This window comes from Streptomyces nigra (assembly GCF_003074055.1).
Taxonomy (GTDB): Bacteria; Actinomycetota; Actinomycetes; order Streptomycetales; family Streptomycetaceae; genus Streptomyces; species Streptomyces nigra.
The window spans coordinates 1,905,576-1,925,217 of record NZ_CP029043.1; the positions used below are offsets into that span (position 1 = coordinate 1,905,576).

Annotated in this window: 17 protein-coding genes; 8 read left to right on the forward strand and 9 right to left on the reverse strand. The window is 73.8% G+C overall.

The features are described from left to right. Window positions 1-75 precede the first annotated feature (75 nt). From DC008_RS08840 to DC008_RS08850, 3 genes are read left to right on the forward strand one after another with little or no spacing between them, the layout of a single operon-like run. Complete coding sequence (locus DC008_RS08840; RefSeq protein WP_055624570.1) at window positions 76-1,119, forward strand: AAA family ATPase; 1,044 nt, start codon at window positions 76-78, stop codon at window positions 1,117-1,119. Next, on the forward strand, window positions 1,116-2,483 hold the full coding sequence (locus DC008_RS08845) for a DUF58 domain-containing protein (RefSeq protein ID WP_108706484.1): 1,368 nt from the start codon (window positions 1,116-1,118) through the stop codon (window positions 2,481-2,483). Before DC008_RS08840 ends, DC008_RS08845 begins: the two co-directional genes overlap by 4 nt. Further along, window positions 2,480-4,864, forward strand: a complete 2,385-nt coding sequence (locus DC008_RS08850) for a transglutaminase TgpA family protein (RefSeq protein ID WP_108706485.1) — start codon at window positions 2,480-2,482, stop codon at window positions 4,862-4,864. The genes DC008_RS08845 and DC008_RS08850 overlap by 4 nt, the downstream gene beginning before the upstream one ends. A gap of 242 nt (window positions 4,865-5,106) precedes the next feature. On the opposite strand, the gene DC008_RS08855 is transcribed toward DC008_RS08850, so the two are convergent. The 3 genes from DC008_RS08855 to DC008_RS08865 form a co-directional block, all read right to left on the reverse strand. Next, window positions 5,107-5,499: a DUF3040 domain-containing protein gene (locus tag DC008_RS08855; RefSeq protein WP_108706486.1), complete on the reverse strand. Its 393-nt coding sequence runs from the start codon at window positions 5,497-5,499 to the stop codon at window positions 5,107-5,109. Window positions 5,500-5,789: 290 nt separating this feature from the next. Next, window positions 5,790-6,617: a methyltransferase gene (locus DC008_RS08860; RefSeq protein WP_108706487.1), complete on the reverse strand. Its 828-nt coding sequence runs from the start codon at window positions 6,615-6,617 to the stop codon at window positions 5,790-5,792. A 236-nt stretch (window positions 6,618-6,853) separates the two neighbouring features. After that, window positions 6,854-7,420, reverse strand: coding sequence for an SAV_6107 family HEPN domain-containing protein (locus DC008_RS08865; RefSeq protein ID WP_055624565.1), 567 nt, complete (start codon window positions 7,418-7,420; stop codon window positions 6,854-6,856). Window positions 7,421-7,590: 170 nt separating this feature from the next. Here DC008_RS08865 and DC008_RS08870 point away from each other — a divergent pair, with 170 nt between their 5' ends. The 5 genes from DC008_RS08870 (at window position 7,591) to DC008_RS08890 (ending at window position 13,697) form a co-directional block, all read left to right on the forward strand. Next, window positions 7,591-8,436, forward strand: a complete 846-nt coding sequence (locus tag DC008_RS08870; protein ID WP_108706488.1) for an ATP-binding cassette domain-containing protein — start codon at window positions 7,591-7,593, stop codon at window positions 8,434-8,436. Beyond that, window positions 8,408-10,492 (forward strand): YhgE/Pip family protein, encoded by a 2,085-nt coding sequence (locus DC008_RS08875; protein ID WP_108706489.1) that lies wholly within the window; start codon window positions 8,408-8,410, stop codon window positions 10,490-10,492. The genes DC008_RS08870 and DC008_RS08875 overlap by 29 nt, the downstream gene beginning before the upstream one ends. 23 nt (window positions 10,493-10,515) lie before the next feature. Next, entirely contained in the window at window positions 10,516-11,145 is a 630-nt protein-coding gene (locus DC008_RS08880; protein ID WP_108706490.1) for a TetR/AcrR family transcriptional regulator, read from the forward strand. A 376-nt stretch (window positions 11,146-11,521) separates the two neighbouring features. Further along, on the forward strand, window positions 11,522-12,139 hold the full coding sequence (locus tag DC008_RS08885) for a DUF4126 domain-containing protein (RefSeq protein WP_208645829.1): 618 nt from the start codon (window positions 11,522-11,524) through the stop codon (window positions 12,137-12,139). Between the two features lie 55 nt (window positions 12,140-12,194). Continuing rightward, window positions 12,195-13,697 carry a phytoene desaturase family protein gene (locus DC008_RS08890; RefSeq protein WP_108706492.1) on the forward strand — a complete coding sequence of 501 codons (1,503 nt, stop codon included), beginning with the start codon at window positions 12,195-12,197 and terminating at the stop codon, window positions 13,695-13,697. 30 nt (window positions 13,698-13,727) lie between these two features. Here DC008_RS08890 and DC008_RS08895 read toward each other — a convergent pair whose 3' ends face one another. The 6 genes from DC008_RS08895 to DC008_RS08920 form a co-directional block, all read right to left on the reverse strand. Continuing rightward, window positions 13,728-14,684: an SCO2102 family sporulation regulator gene (locus tag DC008_RS08895; RefSeq protein WP_108706493.1), complete on the reverse strand. Its 957-nt coding sequence runs from the start codon at window positions 14,682-14,684 to the stop codon at window positions 13,728-13,730. A 57-nt stretch (window positions 14,685-14,741) separates the two neighbouring features. Next, window positions 14,742-15,665, reverse strand: a complete 924-nt coding sequence (gene metF, locus DC008_RS08900) for a methylenetetrahydrofolate reductase [NAD(P)H] (RefSeq protein WP_108706494.1) — start codon at window positions 15,663-15,665, stop codon at window positions 14,742-14,744. A 195-nt stretch (window positions 15,666-15,860) separates the two neighbouring features. Then, window positions 15,861-16,523 carry a thiamine phosphate synthase gene (gene thiE / locus DC008_RS08905; RefSeq protein WP_108706495.1) on the reverse strand — a complete coding sequence of 221 codons (663 nt, stop codon included), beginning with the start codon at window positions 16,521-16,523 and terminating at the stop codon, window positions 15,861-15,863. A 211-nt stretch (window positions 16,524-16,734) separates the two neighbouring features. Continuing rightward, window positions 16,735-17,100, reverse strand: a complete 366-nt coding sequence (locus tag DC008_RS08910; RefSeq protein WP_004001914.1) for an Rv2175c family DNA-binding protein — start codon at window positions 17,098-17,100, stop codon at window positions 16,735-16,737. 77 nt (window positions 17,101-17,177) lie between these two features. After that, window positions 17,178-18,341, reverse strand: coding sequence for an NAD(P)/FAD-dependent oxidoreductase (locus tag DC008_RS08915; protein WP_382107175.1), 1,164 nt, complete (start codon window positions 18,339-18,341; stop codon window positions 17,178-17,180). A gap of 77 nt (window positions 18,342-18,418) precedes the next feature. Beyond that, on the reverse strand, window positions 18,419-19,609 hold the full coding sequence (locus DC008_RS08920) for a hypothetical protein (RefSeq protein WP_108706497.1): 1,191 nt from the start codon (window positions 19,607-19,609) through the stop codon (window positions 18,419-18,421). Between the last annotated feature and the right edge of the window lie 33 nt (window positions 19,610-19,642).

The window sequence follows — 19,642 nt, forward strand, 5'->3', positions numbered from 1 at the left end:
GCGTGGTGCCCGTGTTCCAGGGGAGGGCCGGTCCGCGTTGTGTCGGCCCGGTAAGAACGGGCCGAGGAGGGCCGGGTGACGACCTATGACGATCGAGCGAGCCTCACAGATCTGACCGCCACAGCGGAGCGTGTCCGCAGTTCGGTGGAGGGTGTGATCGAGGGCAAGCCCGAGGTCGTACGGCTTTCGCTGACCGTACTGCTCGCCGAGGGGCATCTTCTGATCGAGGATGTCCCCGGCGTGGGCAAGACCATGCTGGCCAAGGCGCTGGCACGATCCATCGACTGCTCGGTGCGGCGGATCCAGTTCACGCCCGACCTGCTGCCGTCCGACATCACGGGCGTGTCCATCTGGGACCAGCAGCGCAAGGACTTCGAGTTCAAACCGGGCGCGATCTTCGCGCAGATCGTGATCGGCGACGAGATCAACCGCGCCTCGCCGAAGACCCAGTCCGCGCTCCTGGAGTCCATGGAGGAGCGCCAGGTCACCATCGACGGGCACACCTACGAGCTGCCCAGCCCCTTCATGGTGGTGGCCACGCAGAACCCGGTCGAGATGGAGGGCACCTACCCGCTGCCCGAGGCCCAGCGCGACCGCTTCATGGCCCGGGTCTCCGTCGGCTACCCCAGCGTGGAGGCCGAGCTGCAGATGCTGGACGTGCACGGCGGGGTGTCCCCGCTGGAGGACCTCCAGCCGGTGGCCCACGCGCACGACATCGTCAAACTCATCGACGCCGTGCGCGGGGTCCATGTGGCCGAGCCGGTCCGCCGGTACGCGGTGGAGCTGGTCGCGGCCACGCGCATCCACCCGGACCTCAGACTCGGCGCCTCCCCGCGCGCGACGCTGCATCTGCTGCGCGCGGCGAAGGCGTCGGCGGCCCTCAGCGGTCGGGAGTACGCGCTGCCGGACGACGTCCAGGCGCTCGCCCCGGCCGTCCTGGCCCACCGTCTGCTGCCCACCGCGCAGGCCCAGCTCAACCGCCGCACCGCCGAGCAGGTCGTCCAGGAGATCCTGCAGAGCACCCCGGTGCCGGCCGCGCCCCACCAGCAGAGCGGCTTCGGCGGTCTCGGCCGCGGCGCCGGGGCGTACGGCCATCAGCCGCCGCGGAGGCTCGGATGACCTCCGGCGAGGCTGGCCGGGCCGACGCGGACCGCGGTGACCGCAGCGGGATCCGTACGGCACTGGCCGGTCTGACGACGCGCGGCCGCTCCTTCCTGGCGGCGGGCGTCGCGGCCGCCGTCTGCGCGTACGTCCTGGGGCAGAGCGACCTGCTGCGCGTCGGGCTGCTGCTCGCCGCGCTGCCGCTGGTCTGCGCGACCGTGCTGTACCGCACCCGCTACCGGGTCGCGGGCAGCCGGCGGCTGTCCCCCGCGCGTGTGCCCGCCGGCAGCGAGGCCCGGGTGCACCTGGGGATCGACAACGTCTCCCGGCTGCCCACCGGACTGCTGATGCTCCAGGACCGGGTGCCCTACGTCCTCGGTCCCCGGCCCCGCTTCGTGCTGGACCGGGTGGAGGCGGGCGGCCGGCGCGAGGTGTCCTACCGGGTGCGCTCCGACCTGCGCGGCCGCTATCCGCTGGGCCCGCTGCAGCTGCGCCTCAGCGACCCGTTCGGCATGTGCGAGCTGACCCGCTCCTTCTCCGCGTACGACGACCTCACCGTCGTCCCGCGCGTGGAGGCGCTGCCGCCGGTCCGCTTCGGCGGCGAGGCGAAGGGGTACGGCGACGGGCGGCAGCGCTCGCTGGCGCTGGCTGGCGAGGACGACGTGATCCCGCGCGGCTACCGCTACGGCGACGACCTGCGCCGGGTGCACTGGCGCTCCACCGCCCGCTACGGCGAGCTCATGGTGCGCCGCGAGGAGCAGCCGCAGCGCTCCCGCTGCACCGTGCTGCTCGACACCCGGGGCGACGCCTTCCAGGGCGCGGGCCCCGACTCGGCGTTCGAGTGGGCCGTCTCCGGTGCGGCCTCCGTGCTGGTGCACATGCTGGAGCGGGGCTTCTCCGTACGGCTGCTGACGGACACCGGGTCCTCGGTGCCGGGCGAGGGCACCGACGGATTCGCGGGCGCCAGCCAGGAGTCGGCGGACGCCGCCGGGCTGATGATGGACACCCTCGCGGTGATCGACCACTCCGACCACGAGGGCCTGTCGCGCGCCTACGACGTGCTGCGCGGCGGCAACGAGGGACTGCTGGTCGCCTTCTTCGGCGACCTGGACGAGGAACAGGCGGCGGTGGCCGCCCGGATGCGGCAGCGCAGCGGGGGCGCGATCGCCTTCGTGCTCGACAGCGAGACCTGGACGCGGGAGGCGACGGACGTCCCCGGGGCCCTGTCCGGCCGGCACGGGGAGCGGCTGCGTCTGCTGCGCGAGGCCGGCTGGACCGCGCTCGGCGTGCCCCGCGGCGCCTCGCTGGAGGACATGTGGCGGCAGGCCGACCGGGAGCGCAGCGGGCTCACCGCGGCCGGTGGCGGGGAGGCGTGGGGATGAGCGGGCGGACACGGATGGCGCTGTGCGCCGCGGCGGCCACCCTGATGGCGTCCTGCGCCCTGCTGCCGCTGGTCATGTCGGTGAGCTGGCTGATGCAGGCGGCGCTGATGCTGGCGATTCTGAGCGGCGTGGGCATGCTGACCCGGCGGGTGCCGCTGGCCCGGCCGCTGACCGTGGCCACGCAGGCCGTCGTCGCGCTGGCTCTGCTGACCCTGGCGTTCGCGAGCAGCGAGGCCGTGCTCGGGGTGATCCCCGGGCCGGAGGCGTTCCGGCACTTCGGCGATCTGCTGCAGGCGGGCGGCGAGGACGTCAACCACTACTCGGCCCCCGCCCCGCTCACGCCCGGCATCCGGCTGATGCTGGTCGGCGGTGTCCTGGTGATAGGGCTCGCGGTGGACGCCGTCGCGGTGACGTTCCGCAGCGCCGCCCCCGCCGGGCTGCCGCTGCTCGCGCTGTACTCGGTGGCCGCGGGGTTGTCCGAGGGGGCGGCGGACGGCCTGTGGTTCGTGGTCGCCGCCGTCGGCTATCTGATGCTGCTCCTCGCCGAGGGCCGCGACCGGCTCTCGCAGTGGGGCCGGGTCTTCAGCGGGGCCCCGCGCCACCCCGGCGCTTCGCCGGGCGGTGCGGTCGCGCCGGTGCGCACCGGCCGGCGGATCGGTGTGCTCGCCCTGGGTATCGCCCTGGTCGTGCCGCTCGCCCTGCCCGCCATGAACGGCGGCCTGCTCGGCCCCGCGGGCACGGGGATCGGCGCCGGCAGCGGGAGCGGCGGGACGATCTCCGCGGTGAACCCGCTGGTGTCGCTGCGCGACAGCCTGAACGTCGAGGAGGACCGCCAGGTCCTGTCGCTGCGGACCGACAACTCCGACATCTCCAGCATGTATCTGCGGATCGTGTCCCTCGACGACTTCGACGGCACGACATGGCAGCCGTCGAAGCGGACCATCGAGGCGGTGCCCGATCCGTTCCCGACCCCGTTCGGGCTGGGTCCGGACATCAAGCGCAAGGAGGTCGTGACGACCGTCCGGGCCGCCGACTGGTACGCGCAGAACTGGCTGCCGATGCCGTATCCGCCGAGCGCCGTGAAGATCCCCGGCGACTGGCGGTACGAGCCGCTCGGCATGACCGTCGTCGGCGACCGCCGTCAGACCACGCGCGGTGTCACGTACACCGTGCGCTCCCTGGACGTGCGGCCGACGGCGAAGCAGCTGGCGGAGGCGCCCGAGGCACCGACCGCGCTGCGGCGTGAGTTCACACAGCTGCCCGACTCGCTGCCGGACGTCGTCGCCCGCACCGCGCGCGAGGTCACCGAGGGCGCGACCAGCCGCTACGACCAGGCGGTCAAGCTCCAGGACTACTTCTCGCTGACGGGCGGCTTCGAGTACGACACCGACGTCAAGGTCGGCAGCGGCCCCGGCGCGATCGCCCGCTTCCTGAAGGACAGGGAGGGCTTCTGCGTCCACTTCTCCTTCGCGATGGCGGCGATGGCCCGCTCGCTGGACATCCCGGCCCGCGTCGCGGTGGGCTTCGCGCCGGGCACCCCGCAGGGCGACGGCACGGTGTCGGTGGGGCTGCGGGACGCGCACGCCTGGCCCGAGCTGTACTTCGAGGGCGTCGGCTGGACGCGCTTCGAGCCGACGCCGACCCGTGGCTCGGTGCCGTCGTACACCCAGCCGGACACGTCGAGCAGCGCGCAGCCGGACGAGGCGCGCCCCTCGCAGTCGGCGAGCGAGGCGCCGTCCCCCTCGGCGTCGGAGAGCGACAGCTGTGCGGGTCAGCGTCCCGAGCTGTGCGCGAGCGAGTCCCCGGCCCTGGCGCTGGGCTCGGACGACGACGGCCCCCGGTGGTATCTGGCGCTGGCCTGGGCGCTCGGCGGGCTGCTGGCCCTGCTGATCCCGCTGGCGCCTGCGCTGTGGCGGCTGCGGACCAGAGCGGTACGGCTCGGTGGGCACGGCCGCTCGGACGGGGACGCGGCGCTGCACACGCTGGCGGTCTGGCAGGAACTGACCGACACGGCGTGGGACTTCGGCATCCCGCCGGACGACAGCCAGACCCCGCGCAGAACCGCGGCCCGGATCGTACGCCTGGGCCTGCTCGATCCTCCGGCGGCGGAGTCCGTGCACCGCATCGCGGACGCGGTCGAGCAGGTCCTGTACGCCCCGGCCCCGCGCCCGGTGGCCGGCCTGGCGGAGGACGCCCGCAGGGTCCGCGCCGACCTGAACGCCAAGGTCAGCCTGCTGACCCGGCTGCGGGCGCTCCTCGCTCCGCGTTCGACCGTGCGGGTGGTGTGGGCTCTCGCGGACCGCTGGGCGGCGGTGAAGCAGCGCGCGGCGGCGGCCCGCCCGAGCCGGCGCCGGCCGTGGGCGCCGGGGCAGCGGGGCTGAGGGCCGGCGCCCGATGTGAGCCGGGCGCCGGATGACCGCGCAGGCGGTTGTGCCCGGCGCCGGGCAGGGCCCGGGCGTACGGCCCGGCCCCGGGTATACGGCGGCCTTATGGCCCTGGGTATACGGCGGCATACGGCCTTGGCCATACGACCGGCCCTCAGCTGTACGGCCCCGGGCATACGACAGGGGGTGACCACCCTTCGGTGGTCACCCCCTGATGTCGTTCGGGAGTGGCTCGGCGGCTAGTGGCCGCCCTGTTCGTCGCGGCGGCGCTGCCAGCGCTGCTCGATCCTGTCCATCATGGAGCGCCTCTGCCGTGGCCGATGGCCGGCCTGCGGGCCGCCCGCGGGCTGCTCGCCCGGTTTGGGGGCCTTGCGCCAGCCGGTCACGGCGAGGACCGCACAGCCAAGCATCACAAGGAAGCCCACCACACTGAGCCACACCTGCTTGGCGACCATTCCAGCCATGAGGAGCGCGATACCTACGAGGAAGCCCGCGACCGCCTGGTAGACCCGTCGCCGGGTGTACGTGCGCAGCCCGCTTCCCTCGAGCGCTGTCGCGAACTTGGGATCTTCGGCGTACAGCGCTCGCTCCATCTGCTCGAGCATGCGCTGCTCGTGCTCCGAGAGCGGCACGGAGTCCTCCTCATCGTGCAGTCGCCGGGGCGACCCGGGGGGTCCCTTCAGGATAGGCAGGGAATCGCCCCCGTGAAACCCGCCCCTCTACGCCAATTGGCCAACCGGGCCCCGGCATGGCGCCCCGGCTCGCTGAGATCTACTTTCCCCAGCGGCCGACCCGTCATGCCGGAACGGTCTCCCTCGATCATACGGCGCCGGGCGCCGGGACGGGGGGCCTGTGGCGTACTCCATGTGCGGCCAAGTCCCTGATCAAGGCATGCCCCGGTGGGGTGAACGCACCAGGCCGCTCACGCCCCGGCCGCCTCGCCGGTCTCACCGAGCACATGGAGCTGGGTGGCCACCGAGTGGAAGGCGGGCAGCTCGGCCGCCGCCTCCTCCAGCTTCAGCAGCGCCTCCAGCGCCCCGGGCTCGGTGTCCACGAGGACGCCCGGCACGAGGTCGGCGAAGACCCGCACGCCGTGCACGGCACCGACCCGCAGGCCCGCGCCCTCGACCAGCCCGGTGAGCTGGTCGACGGTGAAGCGCCGCGGCACCGGGTCGCCCTGGCCCCAGCGCCCGTCGGGGTCCTCCAGGGCCCGCTTGGCCTCCGTGAAGTGGCCGGCGAGGGCCCGCGCGAGCACCGCGCCGCCGAGCCCGGCGGCGAGCAGGCTGAGCACGCCCTCGGGGCGCAGCGCGGCCACCGCGTTGCGGACGCCCTCGGCGGGGTCGTCGACGTACTCCAGGACGCCGTGGCACAGCACGATGTCGTAGGCGCCGCGCTCGGCCACGTCGAACAGCCCGTGGGCGTCGCCCTGCACGCCCTGGACCCGGTCGGCGACGTCGGCCTCGGCGGCGCGCCGCTCCAGGGCGAAGAGCGCGTTGGGGCTGGGGTCGACGACGGTGACCCGGTGGCCCAGGCGAGCCAGGGGCACGGCGAAGTTGCCGCTGCCGCCCCCGGTGTCGAGGACGTCCAGCGCGGGGCGTCCCGTGGCCTTGACCCTGCGGTCCAGGGCGTCCTGGAGGACCTCCCAGACCACGGCGGTGCGCAGGCCGGCGCGGGGCGGCCGGGAGGGGCCGGAGCGCGGTGTCCCCTGGGGGTGCTGGGCGGAGACGGGCGGGCGCATCGGGTCCGACACGGCGATTGACTCCTCGGCGCGGGACCGCCGTCTGCACGGCGGAGCGAACGGTCTGCCTCACCGGGCCGGGTAGGGGGCGCGGGGAGGCTGCAGGCACCTCCCACCCTATTGCCTCCCGGGCGCCGGGCGGCCATCCAGGTACCGGGCGGGCCCGGGCGTCCCGCCCACCGGACTCCCGCGCCGACCAGGGCCGCCGTATGCCCGTGGATGGTGTCCTGACAGCGGCCCGCGCGGGCTCATCCCGCGTCCGGCATCTCCTCGGAGCGGGGTCCCGGGGCCGGGCCGGCGTCGGTGTCCTGGCGCGGCTGGGGCAGGACCGGCTGGAGCACCAGCATCCGCTCGACGAGCCGCAGGAACATCGCCACGTCCCGTATGAGGTCGTCGGCGTCCCGGCGGTTGGCCGCGCCCCGGATGCCGGCCTCGGCCCGGGCGCGACGGCGGGCACCGGCGGCGAACAGCGCGCTCCACTCGGCGAGTTCGGGCGCTATCTCGGGGAGCACTTCCCAGGCGCTCCGGATCCTGGCCCGGCGCCTGGGCGTGGTCTCCGGGCGGCCGCGGGCGGCGAGCACGGCGGCGGCGACGCGCAGGGCGGCCAGATGGGCCGTGGCATAGCGCTCGTTGGGGGTCTCGAGGACGGACGCCTCGTCGAGTCCGGCGCGCGCCTGGGCGAGCAGGTCGAGGGCGGCGGGCGGCGCCGTGGCCCGGCGGAGCACCGGGTGCACGTCGCTCGCGGGGCCGGTCAGTGAGGGGGCAGGGCCGGTGGCGCGGCGCCGGCGGGCGGCGGCTGCGTGCGAGCTGGCCATGACGAACCTCCTGTCGTCTGTGTGACGGCATGCCCCGATACGGGTTGCCGTATGTGCCCATCGTGGGGTACGGCACTGACAATCCGTTCCGACCTGGGATTTTGCCTCGATCGCAAGTTCGGGCTACCTTTTGAACTGACCAGTCAGTTCAAAGAGATGAGGGGGCGGGGATGGGGGGAACCGTGGCAGCCGACGGCGTCACGACCCGGGGCCTCGGACTCCGGGGACCGCGCGGATGGGCGTTCCGCGCGGTCTCCTTCGAGGCCGGGCCCGGTTCGCTGATCACGATCGAGGGGCCGTCCGGCAGCGGCCGTACCTGCCTTCTGCTGGCCCTCACCGGGCGGATGAAACCCACCGAGGGCACGGCGACGGTGGCGGGGGCGGAACTGCCCCGGCGGATGGCGGCGGTGCGGCGCGTCAGCGCGCTCGCCCATGTGCCCGGGGTCACCGACCTCGACCCGGCGCTGACCGTCGCCGAGCACCTGAACGAACGCGCCCTGCTGCAGCGACGGTTCGGCGACTCGCTGCGCGCGCTGCTGCGTCCGCGGCAGGAGGGGCGTGCGGCACGGCGGGAGCGGATCGAGAGCGCCCTGACGGTCGCGGGTCTGGACCTGGAGTCGCTGCCCAAGGGCGCGCGCACCGCCGTACGGGATCTGGAGCGCGCGGAGGCGCTGCGGCTGTCCCTGGCGCTCGCGCTCATCGCGCGCCCGCGCGTGCTCGGCGTCGACGACACCGACCTGAAGCTCTCGGACGCCGAACGCGCCGCGATCTGGGAGCTGTTGAGGTCGATCGCCGCGTCCGGGACCACGGTCCTGGCCGTGTGCAGCGAGGCCCCGGACGGCACGGTACGGGTGTCCACGGCAGGGACGGCCGAGGAGGCCGCCGGCACCGGCACCGACGAGGGCACCGACAAGACGGACGACGACACCGGGACCGCGTCGGACTCCGAGTCCGACGAGAACGGCACCGACGGAAAGGAGGCCGCCGATGCGCTCGCCCAGGCTGGCCGCGCTTGAGCTGCGGCGCTTCGGCCGGGGGAAGCTCCCCCGGGCCGCGCTGGTCGCCGTCCTCGTGCTCCCCCTGCTGTACGGCGCGCTGTACCTGTGGTCCTTCTGGGACCCGTACGGCCGTCTCGACCGCATCCCCGTCGCCCTGGTGAACGAGGACGCGGGGACGACCGTCGGCGGGAAGGAGCTGACGGCCGGCGACGACATCACCGAGGGGCTGCACGAGAGCGACGTCTTCGACTGGCGCGAGGTGAGCGCCGCCGAGGCCGAGAAGGGCGTCGAGGACGGCACGTACTACCTGTCACTGTCCATGCCGTCCGACTTCAGCCGGCGGATCGCCTCCAGCGCCGGCGAGAGCCCGGAGACCGGCGCCCTCCAGGTGCGGACGAACGACGCCAACAACTACATCGTCGGGCAGATCTCGCGGACGGTCTTCAGCGAGGTGCGCGACGCCGCGTCCACCAAGGCGTCGCGGTCCTTCCTGGACCGCATCTTCGTGTCGTTCTCCGACATCCACGGCGAGACCGTGAAGGCCGCGAACGGCGCCGACAAGCTCGAAGGCGGCATCGGCAAGGCCGAGAAGGGCTCCAAGGACCTCGCCAAGGGCCTGAAGGACGCCAAGGAAGGCAGCGGCGAGCTGTCGTCGGGGCTGAAGAGGCTCGACAAGGGCGCGCGGGACCTGGAGAACGGCTCGCGGCGGGTCGCCGCGGGCACCCGGGCGCTGGCCGACAAGGTGAACGCCGTCGACCGGAAGGTCGGCCCGTTCCTCGCGGGCAACGAGAAGACCATAGGCGACACCGCCCGGCTGGTCTCCGACACCTCGGGCGCCCTGCGCAACAACCTCGACGACCTCGTCGAACGCGCCCCGGGAGCGGCCAAGGGCGCCCACGCCGCCTCCGACGTCCTGGACACCGTCTATCAGGCGCGCTGCGAGGACGCCGTCCTGTCCGACCCGGTCTGCGCGGATCTGAAGAAGGCCAAGCAGTCGGCGGCGGACGTGGCGACGATCGCCGACGACCTGAACACGCTGATCGCCGACCAGCACGGCGATCTGAAGAGGCTCGACAAGAACCTCGCCACGCTCCAGAAGCAGGCCGACGCCCTCGCCGAGCGCGCGCCCCGTCTCTCGGAGGACCTCGACGACGCCGTCAGCCGTATCGACAAGCTGAACGACGGCGCCGAGAAGGTCGCCGCCGGCGCCAAGAGGCTGCACACCGGTCTCGGCACGGCGAAGTCCGGCGCCGTGGACCTGGACACCGGTGTGGGCCGGCTCAAGTCCGGCGCGTACGACCTGAGCGGCGGCATGTACAAGCTGGTCGACGGCTCCGGCAAGCTCTCGAACGGGCTGCACGAGGGCGCCGGGAAGATCCCCGACTACGACAAGAAGGACCGCGACCAGCGCACCGAGGTGATGGCCGACCCGGTCCAGCTGGTCTCCCGGGACATGCACAAGGCGCCCAACTACGGCACCGGTTTCGCCCCGTACTTCATCCCGCTGTCCCTGTGGGTGGGCGCGATGGTGGCGTACATGCTGATCGCGCCGATGAACCGGCGCGCGCTCGCGGCGGGCGCCTCTGCGTGGCGGATCGCGCTGGCGGGCTGGCTGCCGGTGGTCGCGATCGGCGTGCTGCAGACCGGGGCGCTGATGGCGGTGCTGCACTGGGCGGTCGGGCTGCAGATGGCGCGGGCGGCCGGGACGGTGGGCTTCCTCTTCCTGGTGACGGCGTGCTTCGCGGCGATCGTGCAGTGGCTGAACGCGCGCTTCGGCGCGGCCGGGCGGATCCTCGTCCTGGCGCTGCTGATGCTGCAGCTGACGTCGGCGGGCGGCACCTACCCGGTGCAGACCAGCCCGGGCTTCTTCAACGCGCTGCACCCGTTCCTGCCGATGACGTACGTCGTCGAGGCGCTGCGCCGGCTCATCACGGGCGGCGGGCTGCAACCGGTGTGGACGGGATGCCTGGTCCTGGCCGCGTTCACGGCCGGCGGCCTGGCGCTGACCGCGCTGTCGGCCCGCCGCCGGCAGGTGTGGACCCTCGACCGGCTGCACCCGGAGCTGAGTCTGTGAGCGGGCGCGGGACAATCGGGGCCATGGAAAGCAGCAACGCCGCGTCGGGCGGCAGCACGCGCCGTGAGGCCACCCGGCAGAAGCTCTACGAGGCGGCCGTCACGCTCATCGCCGAACAGGGCTTCTCCGCCACCACGGTGGACGAGATCGCCGAGCGTGCCGGGGTGGCGAAGGGCACCGTCTACTACAACTTCGCCAGCAAGTCGGTCCTCTTCGAGGAGTTGCTGCGGCACGGGGTGGGCCTGCTGACGGCCTCCCTGCGGGACGCCGCCGAGACGACGGCCCGCGAGGGCGGCAGCAAGGTGGACGCGCTCGACGCGATGATCCGCGCGGGCCTCGTCTTCATCGACCGCTACCCGTCGTTCACCCAGCTCTATGTGGCCGAGCTGTGGCGGACCAACCGGGCCTGGCAGTCCACGCTGATGGTGGTCAGACAGCAGGCCGTGGCGGTCGTCGAGGACGTGCTCCGCGAGGGTGTGGAGGGCGGTGAGTTCAGCGACGAGATCGACGTGCCGCTGACCGCCGCCGCGCTGGTCGGCATGGTGCTGGTGGCCGCGCTGGACTGGAAGTCGTTCCAGCCGGAACGCTCCCTGGACGACGTCCACGCGGCGCTGTCCCGGCTGTTGCAGGGCCGGGTGAGCGGGCGCCGCTGAGGTCCCTCCGGCACACACGAAAGCGCCGGTCCGTGACGGCCGCGTCCCCCGCGGGCCGTCCTCGGACCGGCGCCTTCTCGTGCCCCCCGTACTCCCCCGTTTCCTGCTGGACCCCCGTTCGGTCCGTCCCCCGGGTCCCCCGGTCTCGCTCCCGCCGACGCCGGGTCGGCGGAAGGAGCGGATCCGGGGCCGCTCCGTTCCGGCGCCCCGTGTCGCCGGTGCCGGAGCCGATCCCCTTCTCCGTGCCTCCACTCTCCCGTCCGGGCAGGTCGCGGCCCATCCGCGCGCGTACTCATCTCCGCGGCTAGGTACGGGTACTCAGGGCTGCGCGCCCGGCCCCATGACCCGTCGTCGCCCACTGGCTACGATCACCCCCGTGTCCGTACTCCCCCTGGTGTTCACGAGCGGCTGGGCGAGCGGCGTCAACGCGTACGCGGTGGTGCTGCTCCTCGGCATATTCGGCGCGACCGGCCTGAGCGACGACGTCCCCGAGGCGCTCCAGCGCCCGGACGTGCTGATCGCGGCCGGCGTGCTCTTCCTCTGCGAGGCCGTCGCCGACAAGATCCCGTACGTGGACTCGGCCTGGGACGCGGCGCACACCGTGATCCGCCCGGTGTCCGGCGCGGTCGTCGCCGCGCTGCTCGCCGGTCAGAGCGGTTCGGTGCCGGAGCTGGCGGCGGGCGCGGTCGGCGGGGCCACGGCGCTGGTCAGCCATCTGGTCAAGGCCGGGACGCGGATGGCGGTCAACAGCTCCCCGGAGCCGTTCAGCAACATCCTGGTGAGCCTCGCCGAGGACCTCGGCGTCGCCGCGCTCATCACCCTCGCGATCTTCCACCCCGTCGCGGCCGCCGTCGTCGCGGGCGCCCTGCTGCTGGCCGGGGTGCTGCTGCTGTACTTCCTCGTCTCGCGGATCCGGCGGTTCCTGCGGCGCCGGGCCGAGCGGCGGGCCGAGAAGCGGCTCGCGCGCACCCCGGTGCCCCAGCGGCCCGCCTGAGCTGGGACGCGGCCCGGCGGACCGGTTGTCGGTGGCGGCCGATAAGGTCCCCTGCATGGCACGGATTGCGGTGATCGGCGCCGGGATGGGCGCCTTGGCGGCCGCCGCCCGGCTGGCCGTCGCGGGCCACCGGGTGGCGGTGTACGAGCGGACGGAGACGTACGGCGGAGCGGTGCGCCGCTTCGAGCGCGACGGCTTCGCCTTCGACACGGGTCCCGGGCTGCTCCCGCTGCCCGCCGTGTACCGCGATCTGTTCGTCAAGACCGGCAAGGAGCCGCTGGAGGAGTGCGTCGACCTCGTGCAGGTCGACCCGTCCGCGCGGCACCTCTTCGCGGACGGCTCCGAGGCCGCGCTGCCGAACGCCTCACGCGCGGGCGTCGTCTCCGCCCTGGACGAGGCTCTGGGCGCCGGGGCCGGCCGCCGCTGGGGCGACTTCCTGGTCCGCGCCCGCGAGACCTGGGACCGCACCCGCAGACCGCTGCTGGAGGAGCCCCTGTGGCCCGACTGGCCGGTGCTGGCCGGGCGCGAGCCCTACCCTGCGGTGCCCCACAAGCGGCTGTTGCGCACCCGGCGCGCCGGCACCCTCGCCGAGGTCGGCGCCTGGGAGCTGCGCGATCCCCGGCTGGTCGCCCTCCTGGAGAGCCACGCGCTCGCGTACGGCCTCGATCCCCGCGCGGTGCCGGCGAACGCGGCGGTGCTGCCGTACATGGAGCACGCCTTCGGGACCTGGTATGTGCGCGGCGGGCTGCGGGAGTTGGCGCGGGCCGTGTACGAGCGGTGCCTGGCCCGCCGGGTGGAGTTCCGCTTCGGGGCGGAGGTCGCCGCGATCCTGGAGAAGGACGGCCGGGCGGCCGGGCTGGAGCTGGCCGACGGCACCGCGGTGGAGGCCGATCTCGTGGTGTCCGGGGTCGCGCCCGGCGTCCTGGACCGGCTCGTGCGCGGTACGGCGGTGCGCGCCGAGGGCGAGGTCCCGGCCAGGCGCGGGGCGCCGAGCCGGCTGACGGTGCTGCTGGCCCTGCGCGGCGGCCGCCCGGAGGGCACGGCGCACCGCACGGTGGTGCACGCCGAGGACCGCGACGCCGAGCTGGACGCCCTGTTCGGCCCGGCGCCTGCCATGGCCGCGCGTCCCACGGTCACGGTGCTGCGGGCCGGTGACCCGGCGCTGGTCCCGGACACCGCTCATGAGACGGCCGTGCTGGTGGCGACGGTGCCGGCCGGGGGCGGTGCCGCCGAGGAGACGGCCCGGCGCGCGGACGACCTGATCGCGGTCGCCGAGCGGGCCGTGCCGGAGCTGCGGGAGCGCCTGCTGTGGCACGAGGTCGTGACCCCGGCCGCCGTGGAGGAGGCGACGGGCGCGGAGGGCGGCGCGGTCCCCGCCCCGGCGCTGGCCGCCGCCGGTGGACGGATGCTGCACGCGTCCAACAGCACGGCCCTGTCGGGGCTGTTCACGGTCGGCGGCTGGTCGCACCCCGGCGGCGGGCTTCCGCACGCGGGCATGTCGGGCGCGCTGGCGGCCGGGCTGATCGTGGAGGGGCCGGACTTCCAGGGCTCGCAGTGAGACGGGCGTGCGCCCCGGCGCGCGGACCCGTCAGAAACGGTACTGCTCGTCGTAACCAGGGCCCTGCTGCTGCCCGTTGCCCTGGTAGTACTGCTGCTGCTCCGGCGGGAGCTCGCCGCCGTACTCGTCGGTGCGCTGCTGCGGGACCCAGACGCCGGCGGCCGGCGTGCCGTCGGGGTAGGTGCCGGTGGCGTACGGGTCCTGCCCGTAGGCCTGCTGCTGGTCGTACTGCTGCTGCCCGTAGGCGTCGTAGGAGCCGCCGCCGTAGGTCTGGGTGCCGATGTACGGGTCCGAGTAGGCGGCGTACTGCTGCTGGCCGTTGGCGTCGTACCCGTACTGCTGCTGGTCGTACCCGGCGTAGCCGTCGTACCCGTAGCCCTGGTCGGCGGCTGCGTACTGCTCCTGGGACTGGCCCGCGTCGGCGTAGCCCTGCTGCTGGGCGGCGGCCGCGTAGGCGGCGTCGCTGTAGACGCCGTAGGAGCCGGTGTCCTCCGGCAGGGGCTGCGGCTCGTAGACGGCGGACGACTCGGCGCCGCCCCGGCCCCCGCGTGCGGGGGTGAAGACGTCGTCGCGGTCGTAGTCGTCGGCGATCTGTCCGGCGTCGGCCCGGCCGTAGCCGGTGTCGTCGTCCGCGTAGCCGTCGCGGGCCTCCAGGTCGGAGACCTCCAGGGTCGGCTCCTGGCGGTCCTCCTCGTCGCGGCGGCGCTTGGCGCCGGCCAGCGGGCCGAGGGCCGACGCGGAGACCGCCCAGCCGGCGGAGAAGCCACGGCGGAACGACAGCGTGACGTAGGTCTGCCCGACGGCGAAGGCCGCGGCGCCCAGTCCGATGACGATCACGGACGGGATGAGCACGCCGAGGACGACGCCGAGGAAGCCGACGAAGGCGACCAGCCGCCAGCGCAGCCGCGCCTTGTACTGCAGCAGCACCTCGCCGAGCAGCCACAGCGCGACGACGCCGAACGCGATGTAGAGGACCGTCAAGCCCATGTACGCCCCTCTCCCAGTGGCCGCCTACGCAGTGTGACGTATATCAGGACGACCGGTCTAGGCCTGCGGTGGGTGGTGCAGGCCCAGGTTCTCGTGGATTTCCAGTGTCGCCGTGGAGTTGTTGAGCGTGATGAAGTGCAGTCCGGGCACTCCCTCGGCCAGAAGCCGCGCACAGAACTCGGTGGCGAACTCGATACCGATGGAGCGTACCGCCGCGGGATCGTCCTTCGCTGTGAGGATCCGCTCTCTGAGGGCGTCCGGGAACGCGGCGTTGGTGAGCGAGGGGATCCGCTCCAGGGTCCGTACGCTGGCGATGGGCATGATCTCGGGGATGATCGGGGTGTCGCAGCCGACGGCGGAAACCCGGTCGCGCAGCCGAAGATAATCCTCCGGTTCGAAGAACATCTGGGTGATCGCGTAGTCCGCGCCGGCCCGGCACTTGTCCACGAAGTGCCGTACGTCGGTCTCCCGGTCGGCGGAGCGCGGATGCATGGCCGGGAAGGCCGCGACACCCACGCAGAAGTCACCGGACGCCTTGATCAGCTCGACGAGCTCGGCGGCGTAGGTCAGGCCCCGGGGGTGCGGCACCCAGTCGCCCAGCGGGTCACCGGGCGGGTCGCCGCGCAGCGCCAGCATGTTGCGGATCCCGGCGTCGGCGTACTGCCCGATGATGTTGCGCAGGTCGGCCACGGAGTGGTCGACGGCGGTGAGGTGGGCGATCGGCGTCAGCGTGGTGTCCGAGGCGATGGCCTCGGTCGCCTTGACGGTGCCGGCGCGCGTGGAGCCCCCCGCGCCGTAGGTCACCGAGACGAAATCGGGGCGCACGGCCTCGACCCTGCGCAGCGCGTTCCACAGGTTCCGCTCGCCCTTCGGGGTCTTGGGGGCGTAGAACTCGAAGGAATACGTCGTCTTGCCGGTCGCGAGCATGTCGCGCACGGTACGAGCGTGGTCCGACCTGATGGATGCGGTGCCGAGGGCCATACTCGCAGGTTAACCAGGGGTACCCGGTCCCCCAACCGGACGCCGGACATTTGCCCGATTTGTCGGCCTGCTGTCCACGCCTTGGACAGATCGGGGCCGAGAAGCGCCCCGGACACCCCTCCAAGATCCCCGGACGCCCATCATCCGAGACGGCTCGGCACGGAAAATGAGACGGCGGAAATGAGACGGACCGGTTCAGTCCTGCCGCAGCCGCTTCGCGAACTCCGCCGCGGCCGCCCCGGGGTCGTCCGCCTCCGTGACGGCCCGGACGACGACGACCCGGCGGGCGCCGGCCTCCAGCACCTGGTCGAGGTTGCCGAGGTCGATGCCGCCGATGGCGAACCAGGGGCGCTCGGTCCCGAGGGCGGCGGTGTGCCGGACCAGGCCGAGACCGGGGGCGTGGCGGCCGGGCTTGGTGGGGGTGGGCCAGCACGGCCCGGTGCAGAAGTAGTCGACGCCGTCCTGGCGGGCGGCCGCGGTGGCCTCCGCCTCGCTGTGCGTGGAGCGGCCGATCAGGACGTCGGGGCCGAGGATCGCGCGGGCGGCGGGGACGGGCAGATCGCCCTGGCCGAGGTGCAGGACGTCGGAGCCGGCGGCATGGGCCACGTCGGCCCGGTCGTTGACGGCGAGCAGCTTGCCGTGCCGGGCGCACGCGTCGGCGAACACCCGCAGATGCTCCAGTTCCTCGGCGGCCTCCATGCCCTTGTCGCGCAGCTGCACGATGTCGACGCCGCCGGCGAGCACGGCGTCCAGGAACTCCGCGAGGTCGCCCTGGCGCCTGCGGGCGTCGGTGCACAGATAGAGCCGGGCGTCGGCGAGTCGCGCGCGGGCGCTGCCCGCGGTGGCGGTGTCGGACATACGGAGCCCCCTGGGGTCGGCGGTGCCGGTCGGATGCCGGCCGCAGGCACCGTACCCAAAGCCGCCGACGGGGTCGCCGGGCGGGCAGGGCTGTCCCGCGGGGCGCGGCGGACGGACGCCACGCCCCGGGGGCGTTCACCCGGGCGGCCGGGCCCGGGTCACCGGTCGACGACGGCCCGGGGCCGGCCGCGTGGGCCGGGCGGTGTGCGGGTCAGACGGCGAGCGCCTGGGCGCGGCGCTTCACCTCCGTGCCGCGGTTCTCGCTCAGGGCCTGCGCCGGCGTGCCGGGCAGGGAGGGGTCGGGAGTGAAGAGCCACTCCAGCATCTCTTCGTCCGTGAAGCCGTCGTCCCGCAGGAGCGTCAGGGTCCCGGACAGGCCCTTGACGACCTTGTCCCCGTCGATGAAGGCGGCGGGGACGTGCAGCGCGCGGTTCTCACCCCGGCGTACGGCGATGAGCTGGCCCTCCTTGACCAGCTGCCGGACGCGGGTCACCTCGACGCCGAGCATCTCGGCGATGTCGGGAAGGGTGAGCCAGGCGGGGACGAGAGCATCGATCTTTGCGTCAATCTCGGTCACGGGAACAAGCCTGCCATCTGGCACCGACAGTCGGAAGCCAGGCCGGTCCGCACGGGCACGGCCGTCGCCCCCGCGCGCTACGCGGTCGCCGACTTCAAGGGCCGCGCGGGGTCCGCCAGCAGGGTGGCGTCCATCGGCGTGCCCGCCTCGATCAGCCGCCGTCCCTGGGCCAGGTCCCGGGGCCGGCCCACCGCCAGGAGCGCGGTCAGCCGCCCCTCGCGCAGCCAGCAGACCGACCAGGACGGGCCCGCCGGGTCGCCGCGCCACAGCAGCGTGTCGGCGCCCGGGTGGTGTCCGGCGTACTGCACGAACCGGCCGAACTGCTCGGACCAGAAGTAGGGCACGGGGTCGTAGGGCGCGGCGGTCTCGCCGAGGATGTCGGCGGCGACCGTGCGCGGCCCCTGGAGGGCGTTGTCCCAGTGGTGGACGAGCAGCCGCTCGCCGTAGCGCCCGGAGGGGAAGGAGGCGCAGTCGCCGACCGCGTACACGTCCGGCACCGAGGTGCGCAGCCGGTCGTCGGCCAGGACCTCGCCGTGCGCGCCGAGCGCGATGTCCGAGCCGGTCAGCCAGGCGGTGGCGGGCCGGGCCCCGATGCCGACGACGACGGCGCCCGCCGGTACCCGCGTGCCGTCGGCCAGGACGACCTCGCCGGGCTCTACGCGCTCCACGCGGGTGCCCGTGCGCAGCACCGCACCGCTGTCCGCGTACCAGGCGGCCATCGGGGCGGCCACCTCGGCGGGCAGGGCGCCCGCGAGCGGCCGTTCGGCGGCCTCGACGACGGTGACCGCGCAGCCGGCCTCACGGGCGGCGGTGGTGAACTCGGCGCCGATCCAGCCCGCGCCGACGACCACGACGTCGTGCTGCCGGGCGAGCACCGGGCGCAGCCGCTCGGCGTCGTCCAGGGTGCGCAGCAGATGCACACCGGGGACGCCCTCGGTGCCCGGCAGCCGCAGGGGCTCGGCGCCCGTGGCGAGGACCAGCACCTCGTAGGGGACGGGCCCGGCCTCGGTGTCCAGGACGTGGTCGGCGGTGCGGAGGCCCAGCACCTCGCAGCCGAGGCGCAGTTCGACGCCGAGCGTCTCGAAGTCGACGTCGAAGGCGGAGCCCTCGGCGGTGCCGAGCAGCACCGCCTTGGACAGGGGCGGGCGGTCGTACGGCTGGTGGGGCTCGGCGCCGATCACGGTGATCGTCCCGGTGAAGCCCTTCTCCCGCAGGGCGACCGCCGTCTGCACACCGGCCATGCCGGCACCGGCGACGACCACGGACCGCTGCGACTGGGTGGTTGGCTCGCTCACCCGCTCACCATAGACACTCGTCGTCAGCTCGGGTTCCGGCCCCGGCCGCGTCGCATGGCGAGGAGCGCGCCCGCACCCGTGGCCACCGCCGCGGCGGCCACACCCGTGAGCGGCAGCGCCGAGGAGCCGGTGTCCGCCAGTTCGCCGCCGTTCGAGCCGTCGCCACCCGTCGACGACGACCCGCCGGCCGAGCCGCCCGTGGAACCGCCTGACGACCCGCCTGACGAGCCTCCCGTGGAGCCGGCCGACCCGCCGCCCGTCACGTCCAGCGTGATGTCGGCCTTGTCGTTGGCCTTGTCGGGGTCGAACGAGCGGCGTTCGGGGCTCAGCGCGATCGAGCCCTTGGCGCCGGCGATCCGCTTGTCGATCCTCAGCTGGAAGGTGTATTCCATCTGGGCGTCCTCGGGCATGTTCATACCGAGGTGTGCGGGGCAGTTGTACGTCCCGCCCTTGTCGTGGCAGTAGTAGTCGCGCTTGACCACCGACGTTCCGGCGGGAAGCTTGATCAGGACGTGGACGCCCGGCACCTCGCCCTCCTCCAGGAGCCAGGCGGGCCCGGCGTTGGCGAACCTCACCTTCATCGTCACCGTGTCACCGGCCCTCCCGCTCAGCGCGGCACCCGTCACCCGATAGTCGGCCGTGTTGACAGTGGTGACCGGCACGTGGACGTACTTCGCGGAACCCGCGCCACCGGCCGGTCCCTCGACCAGTTTCACCGCCGGCGCGGTCCCCGGCACCGACGGCTCTCCGTTCTCGTCGTCCGACGGGGCGTCCCCGTACCCGACACGCAGCCGCAGCCTGTCGTTGTACGCGCGGTCCAGTGCCTCGACCCGGAGAGGCTTCTCGGGCGTAAGGACGACGCCCGGCTCCACCGGCTGGTCGTACGCGCACGTCGCGGTCCAGTACTCGGGCATCTCGTCGTAGGACCTGACGTGCTGCACACGGCAGTTGGAGGGGACGTCCACGAGGTCGAGCCCCCGGGTGACGGAGTAGGAGACCCACGCCGTCCGGGCGGTCACGGTGCCCTTGTTCGCCACGGTGACCGGCAGGTCGAACGTGCTCCCCGGCCGCAGCCCGTGGACCGGCTCGACTCCGCCGAGGACCAGGTCGGGTGCGGCTTCCTCGCCGAAGGCGGCGGGAGCCGCGGCCAGCACGATCAGGCCGGCGACGACAGCGGCACTCGAGGCGCGGCGGCTGTGCGGGGGTCTGGGCATGGGAGATCCTCTGCTGGGACGCGGGTGGACGGA